This is a genomic window from Rathayibacter sp. VKM Ac-2857, from assembly GCF_013205025.1.
Lineage (GTDB): Bacteria > Actinomycetota > Actinomycetes > Actinomycetales > Microbacteriaceae > Rathayibacter.
The window spans coordinates 1,343,419-1,363,271 of record NZ_JABMLE010000001.1 but is presented as its reverse complement, the minus strand read 5'-3'; the positions used below and the strand labels follow the sequence as shown (position 1 = coordinate 1,363,271).

The window sequence follows — 19,853 nt, the reverse complement described above, 5'->3', positions numbered from 1 at the left end:
GCGTGACCCGAACTCGCGCCGCACCAGCGCTCGCCGGTGCCCGCCGCCTTCCGATCAGGCGGCGGGTCCCCGCTCATCCGTCGCGACGCCCTGTCAGGCGGCCGGTCAGCGCTCGTTCGTCCCGACCGCCCTGTCAGGCGGCCGGCACCCGGACGGTCAGTCCGCCCGGCTCGATCCAGGTGCGGAACGCCGAGGTGGTCCCGAACGGGTCGCCGTCCAGCTCGATCTCCTGCGGCTTCTCCAGGCGCACGACGAGCTCGCGGCCCTTGACGTAGCGCAGCGCCGAGACCTCCTTGGTCAGGCCCATCAGCTTCTTGCCGACGGCACCGCTGCGGCGCAGCACGCCGTTCTCCCAGACCACCTTGAAGATGATCTGCGCCCAGCCGAAGAAGCCCTCGGGGCGCAGCAGCACGATGTCGAACTCGCCGTCGTCGACCGCGGCGTCCGGCAGCAGCAGGATGTTCGCCGGCAGGGCGCCGCAGTTGCCCACGATGATCGTGTGCGCGCGCACCTTGCGGTTCTTCGCGCCGTCGAGGGAGTAGCGGAACTCGAGCTGGTTCTTGTCCAGCAGGGCCTTGCGCAGTGCGTCGACGTAGGCGAGCCAGCCCGCGCGCTTCTTCAGGTCGTCGTCGGTGTTCGCGAGCATCTTCGCGTCGATGCCCAGGCCCGCCATCACGACGTAGGCCTTGCGGTCGCGGCCCTCGGCGGTCTCGATGTCGATCATGCCGATGTCGATCGGGCGGTCCTGGCCCGAGAAGGCGACGGTCAGCGCGTTGTCGACGTCGTCGAGGGTGAGGTTCAGATTGCGGGCGAGCAGGTTGCCGGTGCCCGAGGGCAGCAGCGCGAGCGAGGACTTCGAGCCCAGCAGCGCCTCCGCCACGACCCGGACCGTGCCGTCGCCGCCGGCGGCGATCACCGTGTCGACGCCCGCCTCGAGCGCCTCCCTGGTCTGGCCGGCTCCCGGGTCCTCGACGGAGGTCTCGAACCAGAGGGTCTCGTCCCAGCCGGCGGCCTCCTGGGCGCGGGCGACGGCGGCCTGCACGGCCTCGAGGTCGACCTTGACGGGGTTGTAGACGATCGCGGCGCGCTTGAGCTCAGACATCGGCGCCGTCCTCGTCCAGCCCGTCCTCGGCGAGCTCCTCGCCGTCGGCGTCGACGCGGCCCGGGCGCACGGCGGCGTCGTCGCGGATGTCGATGCGGGTGTCGCCCGCGGGGGTGGTCGTCACGTCGATGCGCGGGGCCGCGTCGGCCTCCGTCGCCTTCGGTGCGCTGGTCAGCTGGTCTCGGCGATCATCCGCCTTCTGGTCGCTCATGCCTGGACGGTAGCAGCGCGCTCCCGAGCACCGCTCGGGGTTGCGTCGGCCTCCGCGGTCGCTTTCAGCGCGGGGTCGAGCGGGCGGCCTGCAGGCCCCAGAGCACCAGCGGGATCTGCAGCGGCAGGCGCAGCAGCGTGATCGCGCGGGTCCGCGGGCGGCGGGCGTCGAGCGCCATCTGCACGTTGGCAGGGAAGACCCCGGCCATCAGGGCGGCGGAGGCGACTCCGCCGGCGGCGCGGGTCGGCGGCCAGAGCGTCGCGGCGGCGCAGGCGAGCTCGGCGACCCCCGAGACGAGCACCCAGCCGCGGACCGGGCCGGGCATCGCGCGCGGGACGGCGCGCTCGAACACGGCGGGGCGCGCGAGGTGGATCACTCCGGAGACCGCCATCGCGCCGACGAGCGCGAGCGGTCCGGCGCCGAGGCCGACACCGCTCCGGCGGCGGCTGCGGCGGCTCATCGTCCCTCCGCGCCGCGCTCGAGCGGAGCGACGTGGTCGAGAATCCGGCGCCACTCGCGCACCAGCGCCAGCCGGCCCGTGCCGTCGACGGTCGCGGAGCGCGCGTCGGCGAGCCGCGAGCGGAACCAGCGCGCGTCCTCCGAGCCGGCGACCGGATCCGCGTCGCCGTTCACGATCAGCACCTCGGCGGTGACCCGGTCGAGCTCGTCGGCCCAGGAGCCGTCGCGGAGCGCGACGAGATCGGTCGCGGCGCCGCCGGGGCCCTGGCGCCAGCCCTCGCCGAGCATCCGCTCGAGCCGGTTGCGGAGGCCGCCGTGGCTCGCGAGCACCGGGTCGTCGGGGTCGACGCCGAGGGACTCGAGTCCGGGCGCGTCCTCGGGGAGCGTGGCGGCGATCCCCGCGGCGTCCTCGCCGGGCAGGGTCTGGCGCCGCTCCCACGCCGTCGTGGCGTGCACGAGCGCGCCGGCCTGCGGGGGAGCGGGGGTGCCGACGATCGCGATGCGGTCGACGAGGTCCGGGTGCCGCGCGGCGAGCGAGAGCGCGAAGACGCCTCCGGAGCCCCAGCCGACCACGCCGACGCTGCCGAAGCGGGCGCCGTCGACGTCGCGGGCGGTGCGCTCGGAGCGGCGCAGGTACTCGGCGAGGTCGTCGGCGCGGTCCTGCACGCGGCCGTGCCTCGCGTCGACGGGGTCGGAGGCGCCGTAGCCGGGGCGGTCGAGGATCAGCAGGTGCAGCCCCCAGGGGCCGGTGACCAGGGGGTCGGGATCGAAGCCGCCCGCGCCCGGAGTGGGGTGGCAGAACACGACCAGCCGGTCGGCGATCGGGTCGCCGGCGGCGGAGACGCCGATCCCGCGTCCGGACCGCAGCTCGAATCGGTGGTTCGCCATGTCTCCTCCAGAGTGCCGCCGTCGGTCGGCGGAGCGCCCCCAGTCAACCGGACGGGCGGGGTGCGCCGCTGGGGATTGTGCGGAGGCGTCGGCGCATCGTGCCCCCGTCCGGCCCCTCGCCGCCACCCCCTGGTGCGCTGCGGCCGGCGCGGAGGAGAGTGGGCGTTCCGGCAGAGCGCCGGGCGAAGGGAGAGCGGCGATGAGCAGCGACAGCAGCAACGGCACCGAGGACGAGAAGGCCGAGAAGACCGAGGACCTCCCCGACGGCACCGGCACCGACACCTCCAGCGGCGGCGGCGACACGGACACCGTCTCGGGCGGCGAGCCGGACGACGAGTAGTCGCCGCGGCACGCCCGGCGACGAGAAGAGGGGCGCCACCGGTGATGCCGGTGACGCCCCTCTTCTCGTTCTCCGCGGTCAGACGACGGGGCCGTTGCCCTCGCTGGTGCGGCGGGTGACCTGCTCACCGCTGGCGGGGTCGACCGCCGAGCGGGTGGTCGAGACGGCCTGGCGGCGCCGCGTCATCAGGACGAGGCCGAGGACGAGGCCCACGGCTCCGGCGGCCATCAGGATGTAGCCGACCAGCTTGAGGTCGACTCCGGCCACCTGGACGTCCACGGCGAACGCGAGGATCGCGCCGACGACGAGGAGGAAGATCCCTGCTCCGATGCTCATACGTGCTCCTTCTGCGTGCGCCGGCGTGCGCGGGAGGCGCGGGGGCACCGGCGTGCGACGCCCCACCGTAGTGCCGAGGCGCCCCGCGGCCGAAGCCCTATCCGCCGCGGGCGGCCGGGGTGTAGGCGGGACGTCCATGCTGATCGAGTAGCCCGCGGAGCGGGCGTATCGATCGGGGAGGACCGGCGGTGGTGACGTCCCATGCTGATCGAGTAGCCCGCGGAGCGGGCGTATCGAGATCCACCACCGTCAGATCCTGAGTCTGCCGACCCGCCCTGCTGATGACGGCGGGTCTCCTGGGAAAGATCACCTCATCCGTATGGGAAAGTCATGCTGATCGAGTAGCCCGCGGAGCGGGCGTATCGAGATCCACCACCGTCAGGACGCTGAGTCTGCAGACCCGTCCTGCTGGCGACGGCGGGTCTCGATACGCCCCTGCGGGGCTACTCGACCAACATGACGCGGCGCAGCCGCGTCCTTTCCCTCACCACCGAGACGCGAAGCGGCTTCGCCGCTCGATACGCCTCTGCGGGGCTACTCGACCAGCATGAAGGGCTGCTGCCGCGTCCCCAGCAAAACACCAACGGCCTGTTGGCGACTCAGAGCCTCGGACGGCCGCGCCTCCGCGAACCGCCGCCGCCGAAGGCCTACCTATGGGAAAACCATGCTGATCGAGTAGCCCGCGGAGCGGGCGTATCGAGATCCACCACCGTCAGGACGCGAGTCCGCAGACCCGCCCTGCTGGTGGTGGCGGGTCTCGATACGCCCCTGCGGGGCTACTCGACCAACATGACGCGGCGGCGCCGCGTCCTTTCCCACACCACCGAGACGCGAAGCGGCTTCGCCGCTCGATACGCCCCTGCGGGGCTACTCGACCAGCATGCAGGGCACGCTCGGCGGTCCGGCGACCGGCAGGACGGGCTCGCTCAGCGGTCCGCGATGCGGAGCATCACGCGGGTGCGGTCGCCGCGGGAGACGATCCGCTCGATCACCATGAAGACGCGGTACTCGAGGCGGTACTTGCGGAGGAAGACGCGGCCGAGGCGCTCGACGGTGTCGGCGTCGGAGACGATGTGCGCCTCCGCCTCGAGGACGCTGGCGCCGTCGGCGACGCGGCCGCGGCGGTCGCAGGGGACGAGGGTCACCCGCGGGTCGTTGTGCAGGCGCTTGACCTTGCCGCTCTTGCGGGGAGTCGTGACGATCAGGTCCGCTCCGTCGCGGGCGATCCACACCGGCGTCGACACTCCGACGCCCGTCTTCCGGAAGGTCGTGAGCGAGACGAACGAGTCGTCGGAGAGGGCCGCGAGAGCGGGCGAGAGGGTCATCCTCGAAGAGTAGGGGTGCGCGGGAGCGACTCCGCAAGCCTCCCTGGCAGCTCCGATCACCGCCGTAGGGTGGAGGCATGACCGACCCGTCCCCCCTGATCGGTCCGATCCCGGCGCCCGAGCTCCACGTCATGACGTACAACATCCGCCGCCGCATGCCCCGCCTGACCGCCCGCGCGGTCGACCAGTGGGAGCGCCGGAAGCCCCTGGTGCGCCGGCTGCTGCAGGAGGAGAGCCCGTCGATCCTCGCGGTGCAGGAGGCGCTGCCCGATCAGGCGCAGTGGGTGCACGAGTCGCTCGGCCCCTCGTTCGAGGGCATGGGCTTCGGCCGCGACGCCGACCGCGGCGGTGAGCGGGTGATGCTCTTCGTCGACCGGAGCCGCTTCGCGGTGCGCGACTGGTCGCAGATCGCGCTGTCCGCCACTCCGGACGTCGCCGGCTCGCGCAGCTGGGGCAACCGGATCCCGCGCACCGCGGTGATCGCGGAGCTGACCGACCACGCGACGAACCGCGAGCTCACCGTCGTCGCGACGCACTTCGACCACCTCTCCCGCCGCTCGCGGCTGCGCTCGGCCGAGCTGGTCGCCGAGCGGATCACCGACCTGGGTCGGCCCGCGATCGTGATGGGCGACACCAACACCGACGTCGGCACGGCCCCCTACCGGGCGCTGCTCGACGAGGGCGGGCTCGCCGACTCCTGGGTCGTCGCCGGCACGCACCTCACGCCGCACTGGGGCACCTACTCCAACTACCGCGCGCCGAAGCCGGGGCGCCGCATCGACTGGCTCACGGTCAGCGCCGGAGCGTTCGAGGTCGTCTCGGCGGCGATCAACACCGCGCGCTACGGCACAGCGCCGGGCTCGGACCACGAGGCGGTCCAGGCCGTGCTCCGCTTCACGAACCCGTGAGCCGGAGCAGCGTGACTCCGCCCGCCGTGAACCCGCGCGCCGTGACCCCGTCCGTCCTGATCGCGACGTTCCTCGAGCCGCCGCGCACCCGCGGCGAGTGGTTCGCCGACGCCGTCCGTGCGCTCGGCGCCGTGAGCATCGTCGCGGCGGTGCTCGGCTGGGACCTGGTCGACGTCGCCGTGCTCGCGCTCGCCTCGATCGGCCTCGTGCTGCCGCGGTTCCTCGGCATCCGGCCGGCGCTGGACGCCGCGTTCGGGCTGGCGCTGCTGATCGCCTCCTGGAGCAGCGTGCTCGGGCTCTACCAGGCGTGGGCGTCGTGGGACCTCGTCGTGCACTTCGTGCTGAACGGGCTGGTCGCGGCCGTCGCCTACATCGTCGCCGCCCACGCGGGAGTGGTGCCGGCGATCGCGGGCGACCGCGGCCCGCTCGCGCCGGCGATCGTGCTCAGCGCGTGCTTCGGCCTCTCGATGGGCGTGGTCTGGGAGTGGGGCGAGTGGGCCGGGCACCGCTTCGTCGACTCGTCGATCTTCGTCGGCTACGAGGACACCCTGGGCGACCTCGCCGCCGGGGCCGCGGGCTCGATCGCGGCCGGCGCGCTGATGCGCTTCTGGTCGGCGAAGAGCCGCGTCGTCGGCGGCTGACACTCGCCGGCCGGTGCTCCTCAGGACACGGCGCGCAGCGCCTCGAGGACGACCGCCCGCGCGGGGTTCCCGCGGCTCGAGCGGCGCCAGGCGGCGCTGACGACTCGCGTCGACACCGGGTCGATCGCGGGGACGGCGACCACCGCCTCCGGGAGCGGCTCGCGGCCCAGCCTCGGGACCAGCGCGACCGCGGCGCCCGCCTCGACCAGGGCGATGTGGGTGCTGAAGTCCTCGTCGTAGTAGGCGATGTCGGGTTGCCGGCCGGTGCCGGCGAAGGTGCGCAGCAGCCAGGCGTGGCAGATCGCGCCGACCGGGATGCTCACCCAGGTGTCGTCCGCGAGGCGGCTCGGCGCGATCTCGGCGCTGCCGGCGAGCGGGTGCGCGCGGTTCAGGAGGACGTCGGCGCGGTCCTCGAGCAGGGTCTCGGACTCGATCGTGTCCGGCGGGAGGTCGAGGGCCAGGCCCGGCCAGTCGTGCAGGATCGCCAGGTCGGCGGCGCCGCGCTCGAGGCGCCGGGACGCCTCCCACGGGTCGAGCTCGTCCAGGGTGAGCCGCAGCCGGGGCGCCCGCTCGCGGAGGAGGGCCAGGGCGGGGACGAGCAGGCCGCGCATCGCGGTCGAGAACGCGACGACCCGCAGAGTTCCTGTCACCTCCTTCGCGGGGACCGTGCCGAGGTGGCCGAGGGCCTCCAGCTCGGCGAGGAGGCGCTCGCCGCGCTCAGCGAGGGTGCGGCCGTGCGCGGTGAGCAGCACCCCGCGCCCGGAGCGCTCGGCGACGGCGCCGCCGGACTGGCGCTCGAGGCGCTTGAGCTGCTGCGAGACGGCGGACGGGGTGTAGCCGAGCGCGTCGGCCGCGGCGGCGACGGTGCCGCAGTCGCGGACGGCGATCAGGGCGCGGAGGGCGGACGGCTCGATCATGCGGGGCTCTCGATCATGCGGGGGCTCGCGATGCCTGCAGCGCTTCCGACCATGCAGCGACGCTACCGGGTCGGCGGTGCGGACCGGCGCTGGTGCTGCCGGGTCATCCGCGCTTGTCTGGGGGCATGACCCGCCGGCACAGCCTCCTCGCCCTCCTCGTCGTGCTGCTCTGGGGGCTGAACTTCGTCGTGATCGACGTGGGGCTCGCGGACGTGCCGCCGCTGCTGTTCCTGGCGATGCGGTTCACGGTGGTCGCCGTGCCGGCCGTGTTCTTCGTGCCGCGGCCGAAGGCGCCGCTGCGGACGGCCGCGACGATCGGCGCCTTCATGAGCCTGGGCCAGTTCGCGCTGCTCTACCTGGCGCTCGCGCTGGGGATGCCCGCGGGGCTCGCCTCGCTGGTGGTGCAGGCGCAGATCGTGCTGACGGTGCTGATCGCGGCCGTGCTGCTGAAGGAGCGGCCGACGCGGCGGCAGAGCGTCGGCCTGGTCGTCGGCGTCGCGGGGCTCGTGATCGTCGCCCTCTCGCACGGGGCCGTCGCGCCGTGGCTGCCGTTCGTGGTCTGCCTCGGCGGCGCGCTGTCCTGGGCGATCGGCAACGTGCTGACCCGGCGGGCGAAGGGCGCCTCGGGGCTGTCGCTGGTGGTCTGGTCGGCGCTGGTCGTGCCGATCCCGGCGCTGCTGCTCTCGCTGCTCGTCGACGGCGGGCCCGCCATCGCGGACGCGCTCCAGGGGCTCTCGCTCGCGGCGGTGCTCAGCACCCTCTACACGGCGGTCTTCGCGTCGCTGATCGGCTACGGCATCTGGAACTCGCTGCTGGCCCGCTACCCGGCCGCGTCGGTCGTGCCGTTCACGCTGCTCGTGCCGGTGGTCGGCGTGCTCTCGGCGTGGGTGCTGCTGGGCGAGGTGCCGTCGGTCGGCGTGCTGATCGGCGGCGCGGTGATGGTCGCGGGACTCGCGGTCGCGACGATCCGGCGCGGCCGGCGCGATCCCGTCCTCGCCGCCGTCGGTGGTCCGGCGTAGTGTCGCCCGCATGTGCGGACGCTTCGCGATGGATTCCGAGACCGACGCCCTGATCGCCGAGTTCGTGGCGGCGGGCGGCCGGGCGGCCGACTGGGCGCCCGACTTCAGCGTCGCGCCGACCGATGCCGCGCCGATCGTGCGCGAGCACCGGCACGAGGAGGCGCTGGAGCGCGAGATCGAGCTCGCCTCGTGGGGCTTCCGGCCTTCGTGGGCGAAGGGGAAGGGGCCGTCGCCGATCAACGCGCGGCTCGAGACGGTCGCCTCGAACGGGCTGTTCCGCGGGGCCTTCGCCAAGCAGCGCGCGATCGTGCCGATGCGCGGCTACTACGAGTGGGAGGCGCGCGCCGACGGCAAGCAGCCGTGGTTCCTGCACGGCGAGGAGCCGATCCTCGCCGCGGCGGGCCTCTACGCGGCGCGCAAGGAGGGCGACGAGTGGCGGATCTCGTTCACGATCATCACCCGCGAGGCGCGGGACGCCTCCGGCGAGGTGCACGACCGGATGCCCGTCTTCCTCACCCCGGTCGTCCGTGACGCCTGGCTGAGCCCGGAGCCGCTCGCCTCGAGCGAGGAGATGCTCGCGACCCTCGACCGCGCGTCGGTGGCGGTCGCGTCGACCATCACGGCCTACCCGGTCGACCGCCGCGTCAACAACGCGCGGACGGTCGACCGCCACGACCCGGGCCTGCTCGACCCGGTCGCGTAGGACGCGGTCTGCGACCGCGGCGCGGCCCATGCTGATCGAGTAGCTCGCGGAGCGGCCCATGCTGATCGAGTAGCCCGCGAAGCGGGCGTATCGAGATCCACTCGCGTCTGAAGACGAGTCCGCAGACCGCCCTTCCGGTGACGGCAGGTCTCGATACGCCCCTGCGGGGCTACTCGACCAGCATGGCCGGGCGCCGCGCGTCCTCTGCGACGCGCGGAGCGCTACTTGGTTCCGGCGTGGCCCGGGAACGGCTTGCCGTTCAGGCTGACCTCGTCGGGGTCGACCTCGACGGTGCCGACGTCGTCCGCGCCGCCGGTGCCGGGGACGGAGACGACCTCGGCCGAGCCGGAGACCTCCGTCCGGCTGGTGGTGGGGTCCTGGTTCTGGCGGACCTCGGTCTCGCGCTCGCTGCCGGGGGACTCGGCGCGGTCCTTCTCGATCGTCTCGCTCTCGTTCGCTGTGGCCGGAGCCGCGCCGTCCGTCGCGCCGATCGTCGATCCCTGGTCGTGCTCGTCCATGTGCCTCTGCCTTTCGTCGGGACCAGCCACGCTACGCGCGGGCCCACCGGCGGGCACCCGCTTGACAGCTCCGCGGCCCCGAGTCGAGCCCTGCGGCTCGGAAGACGGACGTACTACCCTGGGGAGACGGTCGCACCGGGGGGCGCGGCGTTGCCGCAGCATCCGCCCGAGGAGGAACCGTGTCATCCCACCGAACGGGCGAGAACCGCGTCGTCGGCACGACGATCGGGCGCCGCTACACGATCGAGGAGCTGATCGGCCGGGGCGGGATGGCCACGGTCTACCGGGCGCGCGACGAGATCCTCGGCCGCTCGGTGGCGCTGAAGATGTTCGCGCCGGGCATCGACGACGCGCAGGACCTGCAGCGCAAGTCGTCCGAGATCCGGCTGCTCGCGGCCCTCAACCACCCCGCGCTGGTCACCCTCTACGACGCCGACGACGGCGGCGACGACACCGGCGGCCAGGCCTACATGGTGATGGAGCTCGCCGAGGGGCCGAGCCTCGCGGAGCGCCTCGCCACCGGGCCCGTCGCGCCCAACGACGTCGCGTCGATGGCCGCCGATCTCGGCGAGGCCCTGCACACCGTGCACGCGGCCGGAGTCGTGCACCGCGACGTGAAGCCCTCGAACGTGCTGCTCGTGCCGAGCCCGCTGACCAGCCGCGAGTTCCGGCCCAAGCTCGCCGACTTCGGCATCGCCTACCTGATCGACGCCACCCGCATCACCTCGCCGGGCACGCTGATCGGCACCGCCGCCTACCTCAGCCCCGAGCAGGCGAACGGGCACGTGCTGACCTCGGCGAGCGACGTCTACTCCCTCGGCCTGGTGCTGCTCGAGTCGCTGACCGGTCGGCGCCCCTTCACCGGGTCGGCGATCGAGGTCACCCTCGCCCGGCTGCTGCGCGACCCCGAGGTGTCGGACTCGCTCGGCGGCGGCTGGTCGGCGCTGCTGAACGCGATGACGCGGCGCGAGCCGGCCGAGCGGCCCACGGCGATCGAGGTCGCGGAGTCGGCGCGCGCGCTGATCGACCCGCGCCGCGACGGACCGCCGACGGCCATCGTCGTCCCCGACGTGCCCGGGCGGGAGCCGGCCGGACCGCCGCCGACCGAGCGGATGCCCGCGACCGAGCGCTTCACCCCGACCGCCGCCGCGACCGAGCTGCTGGACGCGACCTCGGTGCTGCCCGTGGGCGCGACCGAGCTGCTGCCGGGGACGGCGCCCGCCACGGCGACGACGACCCGGGTCGCGCCGAGCGCTCCGGTTACTCCGCCCGCGGCCGTCGCCCGCCGACGCAGCGGGCCGAGCCCGTGGCTGATCGTCGTGGTGCTCGCGCTGGTCGCCGTCGCGGTCGGCCTCGTGATCGTCCTGTTCGACGGTCCGCAGTCGCCGCTGCCCGCCGTCGACGGGGAGCTCGGAGAGCACCTGCGTCAGCTGCGCGAGAGCATCCGCTCATGAGGGGGCTGAGTCGACAGGGCCTGATTCGACAGGGCCTTCGCCTACGGGCCGGGGGTGCGGTGCTCGCCGCCGTCCTCGTGCTGTCGGGCTGCTCCGCCGCGGATCCGTCGATCGACGACGGCACCGCGCAGGCCCTCGACGACGCGGTCGTGGCGGTCGCCGAGAAGGCATCGGCCGACGACTGGGCGGGTGCGCTGACCGAGCTCGACGCGCTCCAGGCGACGCTCGATGCGGCGATCGCCGGCGGCACCGTGCAGGCCGAGCGGGCGACCGCGATCCGGACCCAGGCGGATCTCGTGCGCGCCGACCTCGCCGCGCTGATCGACGCGGTGCCCGCGCCCGAGGAGTCGACCGCGCCCGAGCCGGAGGAGACCACTCCCGTCGAGGAGGAGCCGCCGGCCGAGGAGACCCCGGAGGAGGAGACGCCGGCGCCGGTGGAGACTCCCGAGGAGGAGCCGGCGCCGAGCCCCGAGGAGACCGAGCCGACCGAGCCCGTCGAGCCGACCGAGCCGCCCGAGGAGGAGTCGCCCGCGCCCGCCGCGACGACACCCGCGGTCGGTGCTCCGGCCGTGCAGGCCCCCGCGACGCAGGCGCCGGTCGAGGAGCCGGTCGAGGGCCCGGGGAACTCCGGCGGGAACGGCGGCGGGAACGGCGACGGCCGCAGCCCCGAGAGCGGCCAGAACCCCGGCAACGGGAACGGCCCGGGGAAGAGCTAGCCGCCCGTCCGCTCGCGGGTCCTACTCCTCCGTGCGGACGACCGCGTAGGACGCGTCGAGGTCGACGTCCACGTCGGTGCCGTCGGCGCGGGTGACCTCGACGTCGAAGGCGTGGTCGGCGTCGTCGCTGCGCTCGGCCTCGGTGACGGTCCCGCCGCCGACCGCCGCGATCGCGGCCTCGCTCGCGCGGGCCAGCTCGTCGCCGACGAGGTCGTCGGGGTCGACGGCCGCGGTGCCGCCGGTGCTGCTGTCGTCGGTGGCGCCGGTCGTGCCGCCGTCCATGCTGCCGCCCGTGCCGTCGCCGCCGCGCACAGCGTCGTCGTCGGGGTCGACGATCAGCACGCCGAAGGAGTCGTCGAGGCGCACGTCGTACTCGAGGCCGTCGTCGCCGCGCAGCTCGAGCTCGTAGCCCGGCGTGCCGTCGTCGTCGCGCTCGGCCGAGGTGACGGTCCCGCCGCCGATCTCGGCGATCGCGACCTCGCTCGCGCGGTCGAGGTCCGCTCCGGTCAGCGCGTCCGAGCGCTCGAAGCCGTCGGTCGCGGCGAAGGCGATGCCCGTGCCGGCCCCGACGAGCACGATCGCGCCCACGACTCCGACGATGATCCTGGTCTTCTTCTGCATGATCCGCTCCGTCTCCGGCGCCGCTGATCGACGCCGGAGCCACTGTCCCGCGGCGCCGCTGAAGCCAGCCTGAAGTGGCCGCCGCCGCGAGCGGTCAGCCCAGCGGCACCCGCAGCGTCAGCCGCGCGCCGCCCCACGGCGACTCCTCGATCGCGACGCTCCCGCCGTGCGCCGCCGCGATCTCGGCGACGATCGCGAGCCCGAGCCCCGAGCCGCCGGCGTCGCGGGCGCGCCCCTCGTCCAGCCGGACGAAGCGCTCGAGCACCCGCTCGCGCTCGGCCGGCGGGATGCCCGGGCCGTCGTCGTCGACGACGAGCACCGCCGTCGCGCCCTCGCCGCGGGTCGCGATCGCCAGTCGCGAGGCGCGGTGCCGCACCGCGTTGTCGACGAGGTTCCGCAGCGCCCGCCCGAGCAGCGCCTCGTCCGCCACCGCCTGCACCGGCGAGACCCCCGAGGCGTCCACGGCGATCCCGGAGTCGCGCAGCCGCCGCACCTCGCGCAGCGCCAGGTCGTCGAGGTCGACCGGGGCCGCGAGCACCGCCAGCCGCGCCTCGTCGGCGCGCGCCAGCAGCAGCAGGCCCTCGATCAGGCCGCCCATCCGCACCGACTCCTCGGCGACCGTCGTCGCCAGCCGCGCCGCGTCGAGCCGGTCGGGGTGCGCGAGCGCGACCTCCGCGCTCTGCCGCAGGGCCGCGACCGGCGAGCGAAGCTCGTGCGAGGCGTCCGAGACGAACCGGCGCTGCCGCTCCTGGCCGTCCTCGAGCCGGCCGAGCATCCGGTTGAGCGTCTGCGCGAGCCTGTCGATCTCGTCGCCCGAGCCGGGCTCCGCGACGCGGCGGTCGAGCGCCGCGGCGGTGACGGCGTCCGCCTCCGCGCGCATCCGGTCCACCGGGCGGAGGGCGCGTCCGACGACGATCCAGCAGACGATCGCGACGAACGCGACCAGCAGCGGGACGGCCACCGCGAGCAGGCCCGCGGTCGTCGCGAGCGCCTCCGCTCGGCCCTCGTCGGGCACGCCCACGACGACGAGCGAGCCGTCGTCGAGTTCTTGCGTCGCGACGACCAGCGGATCCTCGTCCGCCGGCGTGGTCGTGAACGGCTCGTCGCGCTCCTCGGTCGCCAGCGCGGGCAGGTCGTCCGCGTCCTCGCCCGCGGCGACCACGCGCCCGCCGACGATCAGCTGGACCACGCCCTCCGAGGCCCGCACCGCGTCCGCGCCGCCGCGCTCGACCAGCGTGGCGACCCGCTCCGCCTCGGTCTCGGCGGCCGTCGCGGCGCTGCCCGCGAGCACGGAGGAGAGCACCAGCAGGAAGCCGGCCGCGCCGAGCACCGCCGCGAGGGCGACCACGGCGGTCGCCGCGAGCGTGATCCGGGAGCGCAGGGAGCGCCGCGGCCGGCTCGGTGCGCCCGTCACGGCAGCACCGAGTAGCCCGCGCCGCGCTGGGTGCGGATCGTCTCGCGGCCGAACGGCCGGTCGATCTTGTTGCGGAGCGTCCGGATGTAGACCTCGACGATGTTGGGATCGCCGTCGAAGTCGAAGTCCCAGACGGCGCCGAGGATGTCGCGCTTGGGGACGACGTCGCCCGCGCGCGAGACGAGGTACTCCAGCACGCTGAACTCGCGGGCCGTCAGCGGGATCGTGACCCCGCCGCGCTCCACCCAGCGGGCGGCCGGATCGAGCACGAGGTCGCCGACGGTCAGCACCGTCGGCCGCTCGGCGGCGCCGCGGCGGATCAGCGCCCGCAGCCGCGCCACGAGCACCGGGAAGGAGAACGGCTTGGTCAGGTAGTCGTCCGCGCCGGTGTCGAGCGCCTCGACCTGGTCGAGGTCGCCGTCCTTCGCGGTGAGCATCAGGATCGGCGTCCAGTCCTCCGCGGCGCGCAGGCGCTCGCAGACGCGGAAGCCGCTGATGTCGGGGAGCATCAGGTCGAGCACGATCGCCGCGTACTCCGCCTCCTGCGCGAGCCAGAGCGCGTCGGTGCCGTTCGTCGCGGTGTCGACCGCGAAGCCCTCGCCCTGGAGGCCCGCCTCGAGCGCGCCGAGCAGGTTGATCTCGTCGTCGACGATGAGGATGCGGATGGGGGCCTCCCGGTCTCGGCACGGACGCCCAGGTTAACCCGGGCGTTCCCCGCGTGCGCTAAGACGGTCCGGTGACCGCCGACGCCTCCCTCGCCCGCCGCCTGGGCTTCCGCGACGCCGTCGTCATCGGGCTCGGCTCGATGCTCGGCGCCGGGCTCTTCTCCGCCTTCGCTCCCGCCGCGGCGGCGGCCGGGCCCTGGCTGCTGCTCGGCCTGGCGCTCGCCGCGCTGGTCGCCTGGGCGAACGCCTCCTCCACGGCGCAGCTGGCCGCGCAGTACCCGCGCTCCGGCGGCGCCTACCTCTACGGCCGGGAGCGGCTCGGCGAGTGGCCCGGCTTCCTGGCCGGCTGGAGCTTCGTCGTCGGCAAGACGGCGAGCTGCGCGGCGATGGCGCTGACCGTCGCCGCCTACGCCGCTCCCGCGGGCTGGGAGCGGCCGGTCGCGGTCGCCGCGGTCGTGGCGCTCGTCGCGGTGAACGTGCTCGGGGTGACCCGCACGGCCCTCGCGACCCGGATCCTGCTCTCGATCGTCCTCGTGGTGCTCATCGTCGCGCTGGCCGCGGCGGCCGCGTCCGGGCCGGCAGTCGTCTCCGCGACCGACCGCCCCTTCGACGCCTACGGCGTGCTGCAGTCGGCCGGCCTGCTGTTCTTCGCCTTCGCCGGCTACGCCCGCCTCGCGACGATGGGGGAGGAGGTGCGCGACCCCGCCCGCACCATCCCGCGCGCGATCCTCGGCGCCCTCGTGCTCGCGGTCCTGCTCTACACCGTCGTCGGCGCCGGGCTGCTCGCGGCGCTCGGACCCGAGCGGCTCGCCGCCTCGACGCAGCCCCTCGTCGACGCGGCCGCCGCCTGGCCGTGGACCGCGGTGCCGATCCGCGTGGGCGCGGCGGCGGCGAGCCTCGGCGCGCTGCTCGCGCTGATTGCGGGCATCGGCCGCACGAGCCTGGCGATGGCGCGGAACGGCGATCTGCCGCGGGCGCTCGCCGTGATCGACCCGGTCCGCAGCGTCCCGCGCCGCGCCGAGATCGCCGTCGGCCTGATCGTCGTCCTCCTGGTGCTCGTCGCCGACCTGCGCTCGGCGATCGGCTTCTCCTCGTTCGGCGTGCTGCTCTACTACCTGGTCGCGAACGTCGCGGCGCTGACCCAGGACGCCCAGCACCGCCGCTCTCCACGCCCGCTGGCGGTCGTCGGCGTCGCCGGCTGCCTCCTCCTCGTGGCGACCCTCCCGCCCGCCTCGATCGCGGGCGGCGTCACGGTGCTCGCCGTCGGCGCCGCCTACCGGGTGATCGCTCAGTCGCGGGTGCGGCGGAGCAGCCAGACGAAGTAGGGCGCGCCGACCAGCGCGATCATCAGCCCGGCCGGCAGCTGCGACGGCGCGATCAGCGTGCGGCCGAGGGTGTCGGCGACGAGCACGAGCAGGCCGCCGAGCAGCATCGCGACCGGGACGATGCGGCCGTGCCGCGCGCCGACCAGCGTCCGGGCCAGGTGCGGCGCGACCAGCCCGACGAAGCCGACCGTGCCGACGGCGACGACCGCCAGCGAGGCGAGCACGGCGGCCAGCGCGAGCACGCCCAGCCGGGTGCGCTCGGGCCGGATGCCGAGGATCCGCGGGGTGTCCTCGTCGATGGCCAGCAGGTCGAGGCGGCGGCGCAGGCCGAGGAGCAGCGGCAGCAGCACGAGGATCCCGATCGCGACCGGCAGCACGTCGGGCAGCGAGCGGCCGTAGGTCGTGCCGGAGAGCCAGGTGAGGATCCGCGGGGTCTGCCACGGGTCGGAGCTCAGCAGCAGGAAGGCGGTCACCGCGCTCAGGGCGTAGCCCGCGCCGATGCCGACGAGCACGAAGCGGTCGGGCTGCAGGCCGCCGCGCCAGGCGAGCAGGGCGATCACCCCGAAGGTCGCCAGCCCGGCGGCGACCGCCATCGCGATCAGCACGGGGCGCCCGCCGCCGCCGAGCCCGGTGGTGACGACGATCACGGCCCCGAGACCGGCGCCGGCGGTGATGCCCAGCAGTCCCGGCTCGGCCAGCGGATTGCGGACGGTGCCCTGCACGGCGGTGCCCGCGAGCGCGAGCGCCGCGCCGGCGAGCACGGCCGCGGCGATGCGCGGCGCCCGCTCGTCGAGGGCGCGGGCGACGAGATCCGGTGCCGCGCTCTGCAGCCAGAGGGCGACGTCGCCCAGGCGCAGCTGCAGACTGCCCGCGAGCAGCCCGAGCACGATCGTGCCGGCGAGCAGGACGACGAGCACCGCGAGCACGATCCGGAAGCGCCGGACCGTCCGCAGCGAGGAGCGCACCGCCCGCGCCGTCCGCGCGGAGCCGGCGTCGCGCATCCGCAGGGCGAGCACCACGATGACCACCCCGCCGAGCACCGCGGTCGGGATGCCCGTCGGGATCGCCGTGGCTCCCTCCGGGCTGAGGATCGCGCGCAGCAGCGCGTCGGCGAGCACGATCAGCGCGGCGCCGATCAGCCCCGACGCGGGCACCAGGAAGACGTGCCGGCGCAGCGCCGGCACCCGTGCCGCCAGCAGCCGGGTGAGAACGGGGGCGCCGAGCCCGACGAAGGCGATCGGCCCGGCCAGGGTGACCGAGGTGCTGGTGAGCAGCACCGCGCAGAGCACGGCCAGCGCGCGGGTCGAGCGGACCGGGACGCCGAGGGTCGCGGCGCCGTCCTCGCCGAGCCCGAGCACGTCGAGGCGGCGCGAGAGCAGCAGGGCCAGCCCGAGGACGACGACGATCAGCGGCGCGGCGCGCGCGGACGCGTCGATGTTGAGCTGCCCGAGCGAGCCGCTGCCCCAGGCGAACAGCCCGGTGGTGTTCTCCCGGAAGAGGATCAGCAGCATCGCCGTGCCGGAGTCGAGCGCCATCGCGATGGCCGAGCCGGCCAGGATCAGCCGGGTGCTCGAGGTCCCCGCGGCGCGCCCGGTGAGCGCGAGCACGACGGCCGCGGCCGCGAGCCCGCCGAGGAAGGCGACTCCGCTGGACGCCCAGAGCGGCACGGACACCGAGAAGGCGGCCACCGCGGTCAGGGCGAAGTAGGCGCCCGCGGTCACCGCGAGCGTGTCCGGCGAGGCGAGCGCGTTGCGCGAGATCGACTGCAGCAGCGCGCCTGCCGCCCCGAGCGCGATCCCGACGGCGATGCCCGCGGACAGGCGTGGCAGCCGCGAGCCGGCGAAGATGTCGGCGGCCGAGACTCCGCCGACCGACACCTCCTCGCCGAGCAGGGCGCGCAGCAGCCCGTTCGCGCCGATGCCCGAGGTGCCCTGGGTCAGGTGCCAGAGGCCGACGAGCACGACCATGACCGCGAGGGCCGCGAGCACGCCGACGCCGACGAGCGCCGTCCGGACGTCCGCACGGCGCGGGTCGGCGCGGCGCGGGTCGGCGCGGCGCGGGTCGGCGCGGCGCGGGTCGGAACGGCGCTCGTCGGCGGCCGGCGTCGTGGTCACTCGCCGACGATGACGTCCACGAAGGCGTCGATGGCCTGCTCGCCGGACTTCGGTCCGCCGGCGCCCCAGACGCCGGGCGGGAACTCGAACGCGCGGCCCTGCTGCACCGCGGGGAGCGCGGCCCAGACCGGGCTCTTGGCGAGCTCGGTCACGTAGCTGTCGGGGGTGCCGTCGTTGGAGTAGATCAGGTTCGCCTCGCCGACCGCGGTCAGTCCCTCGATGTCGGTCTGCGCGAGACCGTAGGCGGGGTCGACGCCGCCGCTGCCGTAGGAGTCGTTGATCTCGTCGGTCCAGGCGCCCTCGAGGCCGAGCTCCTCGCCGAGCTCGGTGAACAGCGCGCCCTTCCCGTAGGGGCGGATGACGACGTTGCCGCTCTCGATCCAGCCGTCGAAGAAGACGAACTCCGGCGTCGCGAGGGCGGCCTCGGCGACCTCGGTCTTGGCGTCGGCCAGGTGCTGGTCGAACTCGGCGAGCACCGCGTCGGCGCGCTCGGTCCGCCCGGTGGCCTCGCCGAGGAGAGAGAACACCTCCTTCATGTTGTCGATCTGGCCGCTCGCGTCCGCGCCGATGGTGGCGAGCACGGGCACGTCGCGCTCCTCGAGCTGGGCGAGCAGGTCGTCGTCCGCGCTGTAGGCCTCGATGACGATCAGGTCGGGGTCGAGCCCGTAGAGGGTGTCGAGGTCCGGCTCGCCGCGCTCGCCCACGTCCGCGGTGCTCGCGGGCAGGGTCTCGGCGCTGACGTAGGTGGTGTAGTCCTCGGTCGAGGCGGCGCCGACCGGGGCGACGCAGAGGGTGAGCAGGTCCTCGGTCTGCTGCCACTCCAGCACGACGATCCGCTCGGCGGGCGCGTCGAGCTCGACCGTGCGGCCGAGGCTGTCGGTGAGCGAGACGGCGCCGGTGGCGGTCTGCGTGTCGTCGGCGGCGCACTCGGCGGAGTCGACGGTGCCGGCGGCGTCGGCGGTCTCGACGGCGGTGGTGCCGCAGCCGGTCAGCAGGAGCACGCCGGCGGCGGTCGCGGCGAGGGCCGCGGTGAGGAGGGGGGCGCGGGTCATTCTTCGGTGTCCTCTCGGGAACGGGCAGGGGTCTGGTCGTGCAGGCGGACGGTGTGCTGAGAGACGCTGCGCTGGGAGACGTTGCGCTGGGAGACGCCGTGCCGGCTGACGGGGTCGATGCGCAGGTGTCCGGTCCGCTCGTCCACGGCGACCTCGACCCGCAGGCCGTAGGCCGCCTCGATGTGCTCGGCGGTGAGCACGGCGACGGGGTCGCCCTCGGCGAGGATCCGCCCGTCGCTGAGCAGCAGCAGGCGGTCGGCGACGCGCGCCGCGTGATCGAGGTCGTGCAGGACGACGCCGACCGCGGCTCCGTGCACCTCGGCGAGATCGCGGATCAGATCGAGCGTCTCCACCTGGTAGCGGAGGTCGAGGTGGTTGGTCGGCTCGTCCAGCAGCACCACGCCGGTCTGCTGGGCGAGACAGGACGCGAGCCAGACCCGCTGCAGCTCGCCGCCGCTGAGCTCGCCGGCCGCCCGCTCCGCCATCGACAGCACGCCGGTGGTGGCCATCGCCCGCTCGACCGCGTCGCGATCCGCCGGCGACGGACCGGCGAAGGCCCGGCGGTGCGGATGACGGCCGAAGGCGACGACCTCACGGACGCTGAGCCCCTGCGGCGCGGTGCGGCTCTGTGCGAAGAGGGTCACCTCGCGGGCGAAGTCGCGGCTGCTCAGCGCGCTCGCGGGGCGATCGCCGTCGAGGGTGACTACTCCGCCGCTCGGGGCGTGCAGCCGTGCCAGGGCCCGCAGCAGCGTCGACTTGCCCGAGCCGTTCGGCCCGACGAGCGCCGTCACCCGGCCGGGCTCGAGCTCCACCGAGACGCCGTCGACGACGGTGCGCCGGCCGAAGCCGAGCACGAGCTCGGTGCCGGCGAGGCGCGAGGGCGCGCGCGCCGGCTCGGGGGAGTGAGGCATGGGGACTGGCGGATTCCTTCGTTGGAGGGGGAAGCGGGAGGGGATCCGCTGAGTAAGGGTTGGCTTACCTTCCTGAGGCTAGGCGGCGGCCGGACCGTCCGCAATCGACTGCCGAGGACACCCGATAGAGCGTTCCGGCCACTGGGGCCACCTCTCCGAGGCACGGGACGGCGCCGCTCGGAGCGGCAGCTCGGACAGGGGTGGATCTCCTGGA

Annotated in this window: 22 protein-coding genes; 8 read left to right on the top strand and 14 right to left on the bottom strand. The window is 74.7% G+C overall.

From position 1 onward, the window contains the following. Positions 1 to 133 precede the first annotated feature (133 nt). The 4 genes from HQQ86_RS06340 to HQQ86_RS06325 form a co-directional block, all read right to left on the bottom strand. Positions 134 to 1,102, bottom strand: coding sequence for a diacylglycerol kinase family protein (locus HQQ86_RS06340; protein ID WP_173287232.1), 969 nt, complete (start codon positions 1,100 to 1,102; stop codon positions 134 to 136). Further along, a complete protein-coding gene (locus HQQ86_RS06335) occupies positions 1,095 to 1,313 on the bottom strand; it encodes a multidrug transporter (protein ID WP_173287231.1) in 219 nt (72 codons plus the stop codon). The genes HQQ86_RS06340 and HQQ86_RS06335 overlap by 8 nt, the downstream gene beginning before the upstream one ends. A 64-nt stretch (positions 1,314 to 1,377) precedes the next feature. After that, positions 1,378 to 1,773 carry a hypothetical protein gene (locus HQQ86_RS06330; protein WP_216844935.1) on the bottom strand — a complete coding sequence of 132 codons (396 nt, stop codon included), beginning with the start codon at positions 1,771 to 1,773 and terminating at the stop codon, positions 1,378 to 1,380. Beyond that, positions 1,770 to 2,660: an alpha/beta fold hydrolase gene (locus tag HQQ86_RS06325; protein WP_173287230.1), complete on the bottom strand. Its 891-nt coding sequence runs from the start codon at positions 2,658 to 2,660 to the stop codon at positions 1,770 to 1,772. The genes HQQ86_RS06330 and HQQ86_RS06325 overlap by 4 nt, the downstream gene beginning before the upstream one ends. A 199-nt stretch (positions 2,661 to 2,859) precedes the next feature. Between HQQ86_RS06325 and HQQ86_RS06320 the strand changes: the two genes are divergently transcribed. Beyond that, complete coding sequence (locus tag HQQ86_RS06320; protein ID WP_173287229.1) at positions 2,860 to 3,000, top strand: hypothetical protein; 141 nt, start codon at positions 2,860 to 2,862, stop codon at positions 2,998 to 3,000. A 78-nt stretch (positions 3,001 to 3,078) separates the two neighbouring features. Here the strand turns inward: HQQ86_RS06320 and HQQ86_RS06315 are convergent, their stop codons facing one another. Then, a complete protein-coding gene (locus HQQ86_RS06315) occupies positions 3,079 to 3,336 on the bottom strand; it encodes a DUF6458 family protein (RefSeq protein WP_173287228.1) in 258 nt (85 codons plus the stop codon). A 926-nt stretch (positions 3,337 to 4,262) separates the two neighbouring features. Beyond that, complete coding sequence (locus HQQ86_RS06310; protein WP_173287227.1) at positions 4,263 to 4,661, bottom strand: PPOX class F420-dependent oxidoreductase; 399 nt, start codon at positions 4,659 to 4,661, stop codon at positions 4,263 to 4,265. A 77-nt stretch (positions 4,662 to 4,738) separates the two neighbouring features. Between HQQ86_RS06310 and HQQ86_RS06305 the strand changes: the two genes are divergently transcribed. Both HQQ86_RS06305 and HQQ86_RS06300 read left to right on the top strand, forming a co-directional pair. Then, a complete protein-coding gene (locus HQQ86_RS06305) occupies positions 4,739 to 5,569 on the top strand; it encodes an endonuclease/exonuclease/phosphatase family protein (protein WP_173287226.1) in 831 nt (276 codons plus the stop codon). Between the two features lie 11 nt (positions 5,570 to 5,580). After that, positions 5,581 to 6,210, top strand: coding sequence for a hypothetical protein (locus tag HQQ86_RS06300; RefSeq protein ID WP_173287225.1), 630 nt, complete (start codon positions 5,581 to 5,583; stop codon positions 6,208 to 6,210). Positions 6,211 to 6,230: 20 nt separating this feature from the next. Here HQQ86_RS06300 and HQQ86_RS06295 read toward each other — a convergent pair whose 3' ends face one another. Continuing rightward, positions 6,231 to 7,127 (bottom strand): LysR family transcriptional regulator, encoded by an 897-nt coding sequence (locus HQQ86_RS06295; RefSeq protein WP_173287224.1) that lies wholly within the window; start codon positions 7,125 to 7,127, stop codon positions 6,231 to 6,233. A 125-nt stretch (positions 7,128 to 7,252) separates the two neighbouring features. Here HQQ86_RS06295 and HQQ86_RS06290 point away from each other — a divergent pair, with 125 nt between their 5' ends. Both HQQ86_RS06290 and HQQ86_RS06285 read left to right on the top strand, forming a co-directional pair. After that, complete coding sequence (locus HQQ86_RS06290; RefSeq protein WP_173287223.1) at positions 7,253 to 8,146, top strand: EamA family transporter; 894 nt, start codon at positions 7,253 to 7,255, stop codon at positions 8,144 to 8,146. Positions 8,147 to 8,156: 10 nt separating this feature from the next. Further along, positions 8,157 to 8,849 carry an SOS response-associated peptidase gene (locus tag HQQ86_RS06285; protein WP_173287222.1) on the top strand — a complete coding sequence of 231 codons (693 nt, stop codon included), beginning with the start codon at positions 8,157 to 8,159 and terminating at the stop codon, positions 8,847 to 8,849. A 221-nt stretch (positions 8,850 to 9,070) separates the two neighbouring features. On the opposite strand, the gene HQQ86_RS06280 is transcribed toward HQQ86_RS06285, so the two are convergent. Beyond that, complete coding sequence (locus HQQ86_RS06280) at positions 9,071 to 9,367, bottom strand: hypothetical protein (protein ID WP_173287221.1); 297 nt, start codon at positions 9,365 to 9,367, stop codon at positions 9,071 to 9,073. Between the two features lie 179 nt (positions 9,368 to 9,546). On the opposite strand from HQQ86_RS06280, the gene HQQ86_RS06275 reads away from it, so the two are divergent. Together HQQ86_RS06275 and HQQ86_RS06270 are read left to right on the top strand one after the other, a co-directional pair. Further along, positions 9,547 to 10,821: a serine/threonine-protein kinase gene (locus tag HQQ86_RS06275; RefSeq protein ID WP_173287220.1), complete on the top strand. Its 1,275-nt coding sequence runs from the start codon at positions 9,547 to 9,549 to the stop codon at positions 10,819 to 10,821. Positions 10,822 to 10,880: 59 nt separating this feature from the next. Beyond that, positions 10,881 to 11,537 carry a hypothetical protein gene (locus HQQ86_RS06270; RefSeq protein WP_173287219.1) on the top strand — a complete coding sequence of 219 codons (657 nt, stop codon included), beginning with the start codon at positions 10,881 to 10,883 and terminating at the stop codon, positions 11,535 to 11,537. Between the two features lie 21 nt (positions 11,538 to 11,558). On the opposite strand, the gene HQQ86_RS06265 is transcribed toward HQQ86_RS06270, so the two are convergent. From HQQ86_RS06265 to HQQ86_RS06255, 3 genes are all read right to left on the bottom strand, one after another. Continuing rightward, the gene (locus HQQ86_RS06265) at positions 11,559 to 12,158 is read right to left on the bottom strand and encodes a PepSY domain-containing protein (protein WP_173287218.1); all 600 of its coding nucleotides are present in this window, start codon (positions 12,156 to 12,158) and stop codon (positions 11,559 to 11,561) included. Positions 12,159 to 12,252: 94 nt separating this feature from the next. Further along, a complete protein-coding gene (locus HQQ86_RS06260; RefSeq protein WP_173287217.1) occupies positions 12,253 to 13,572 on the bottom strand; it encodes an ATP-binding protein in 1,320 nt (439 codons plus the stop codon). Beyond that, complete coding sequence (locus HQQ86_RS06255; RefSeq protein ID WP_173287543.1) at positions 13,569 to 14,237, bottom strand: response regulator transcription factor; 669 nt, start codon at positions 14,235 to 14,237, stop codon at positions 13,569 to 13,571. Before HQQ86_RS06255 ends, HQQ86_RS06260 begins: the two co-directional genes overlap by 4 nt. 71 nt (positions 14,238 to 14,308) lie before the next feature. Between HQQ86_RS06255 and HQQ86_RS06250 the strand changes: the two genes are divergently transcribed. Continuing rightward, the gene (locus HQQ86_RS06250) at positions 14,309 to 15,562 is read left to right on the top strand and encodes an APC family permease (RefSeq protein WP_173287216.1); all 1,254 of its coding nucleotides are present in this window, start codon (positions 14,309 to 14,311) and stop codon (positions 15,560 to 15,562) included. On the opposite strand, the gene HQQ86_RS06245 is transcribed toward HQQ86_RS06250, so the two are convergent. The 3 genes from HQQ86_RS06245 to HQQ86_RS06235 are packed head-to-tail and all read right to left on the bottom strand — an operon-like array spanning position 15,526 to position 19,639. Continuing rightward, the gene (locus HQQ86_RS06245; RefSeq protein WP_173287215.1) at positions 15,526 to 17,676 is read right to left on the bottom strand and encodes an iron ABC transporter permease; all 2,151 of its coding nucleotides are present in this window, start codon (positions 17,674 to 17,676) and stop codon (positions 15,526 to 15,528) included. The genes HQQ86_RS06250 and HQQ86_RS06245 overlap by 37 nt on opposite strands. After that, a complete protein-coding gene (locus tag HQQ86_RS06240) occupies positions 17,673 to 18,728 on the bottom strand; it encodes an ABC transporter substrate-binding protein (protein WP_173287214.1) in 1,056 nt (351 codons plus the stop codon). Before HQQ86_RS06240 ends, HQQ86_RS06245 begins: the two co-directional genes overlap by 4 nt. Continuing rightward, the gene (locus tag HQQ86_RS06235) at positions 18,725 to 19,639 is read right to left on the bottom strand and encodes an ABC transporter ATP-binding protein (RefSeq protein ID WP_173287213.1); all 915 of its coding nucleotides are present in this window, start codon (positions 19,637 to 19,639) and stop codon (positions 18,725 to 18,727) included. Before HQQ86_RS06235 ends, HQQ86_RS06240 begins: the two co-directional genes overlap by 4 nt. Positions 19,640 to 19,853: the final 214 nt, after the last annotated feature.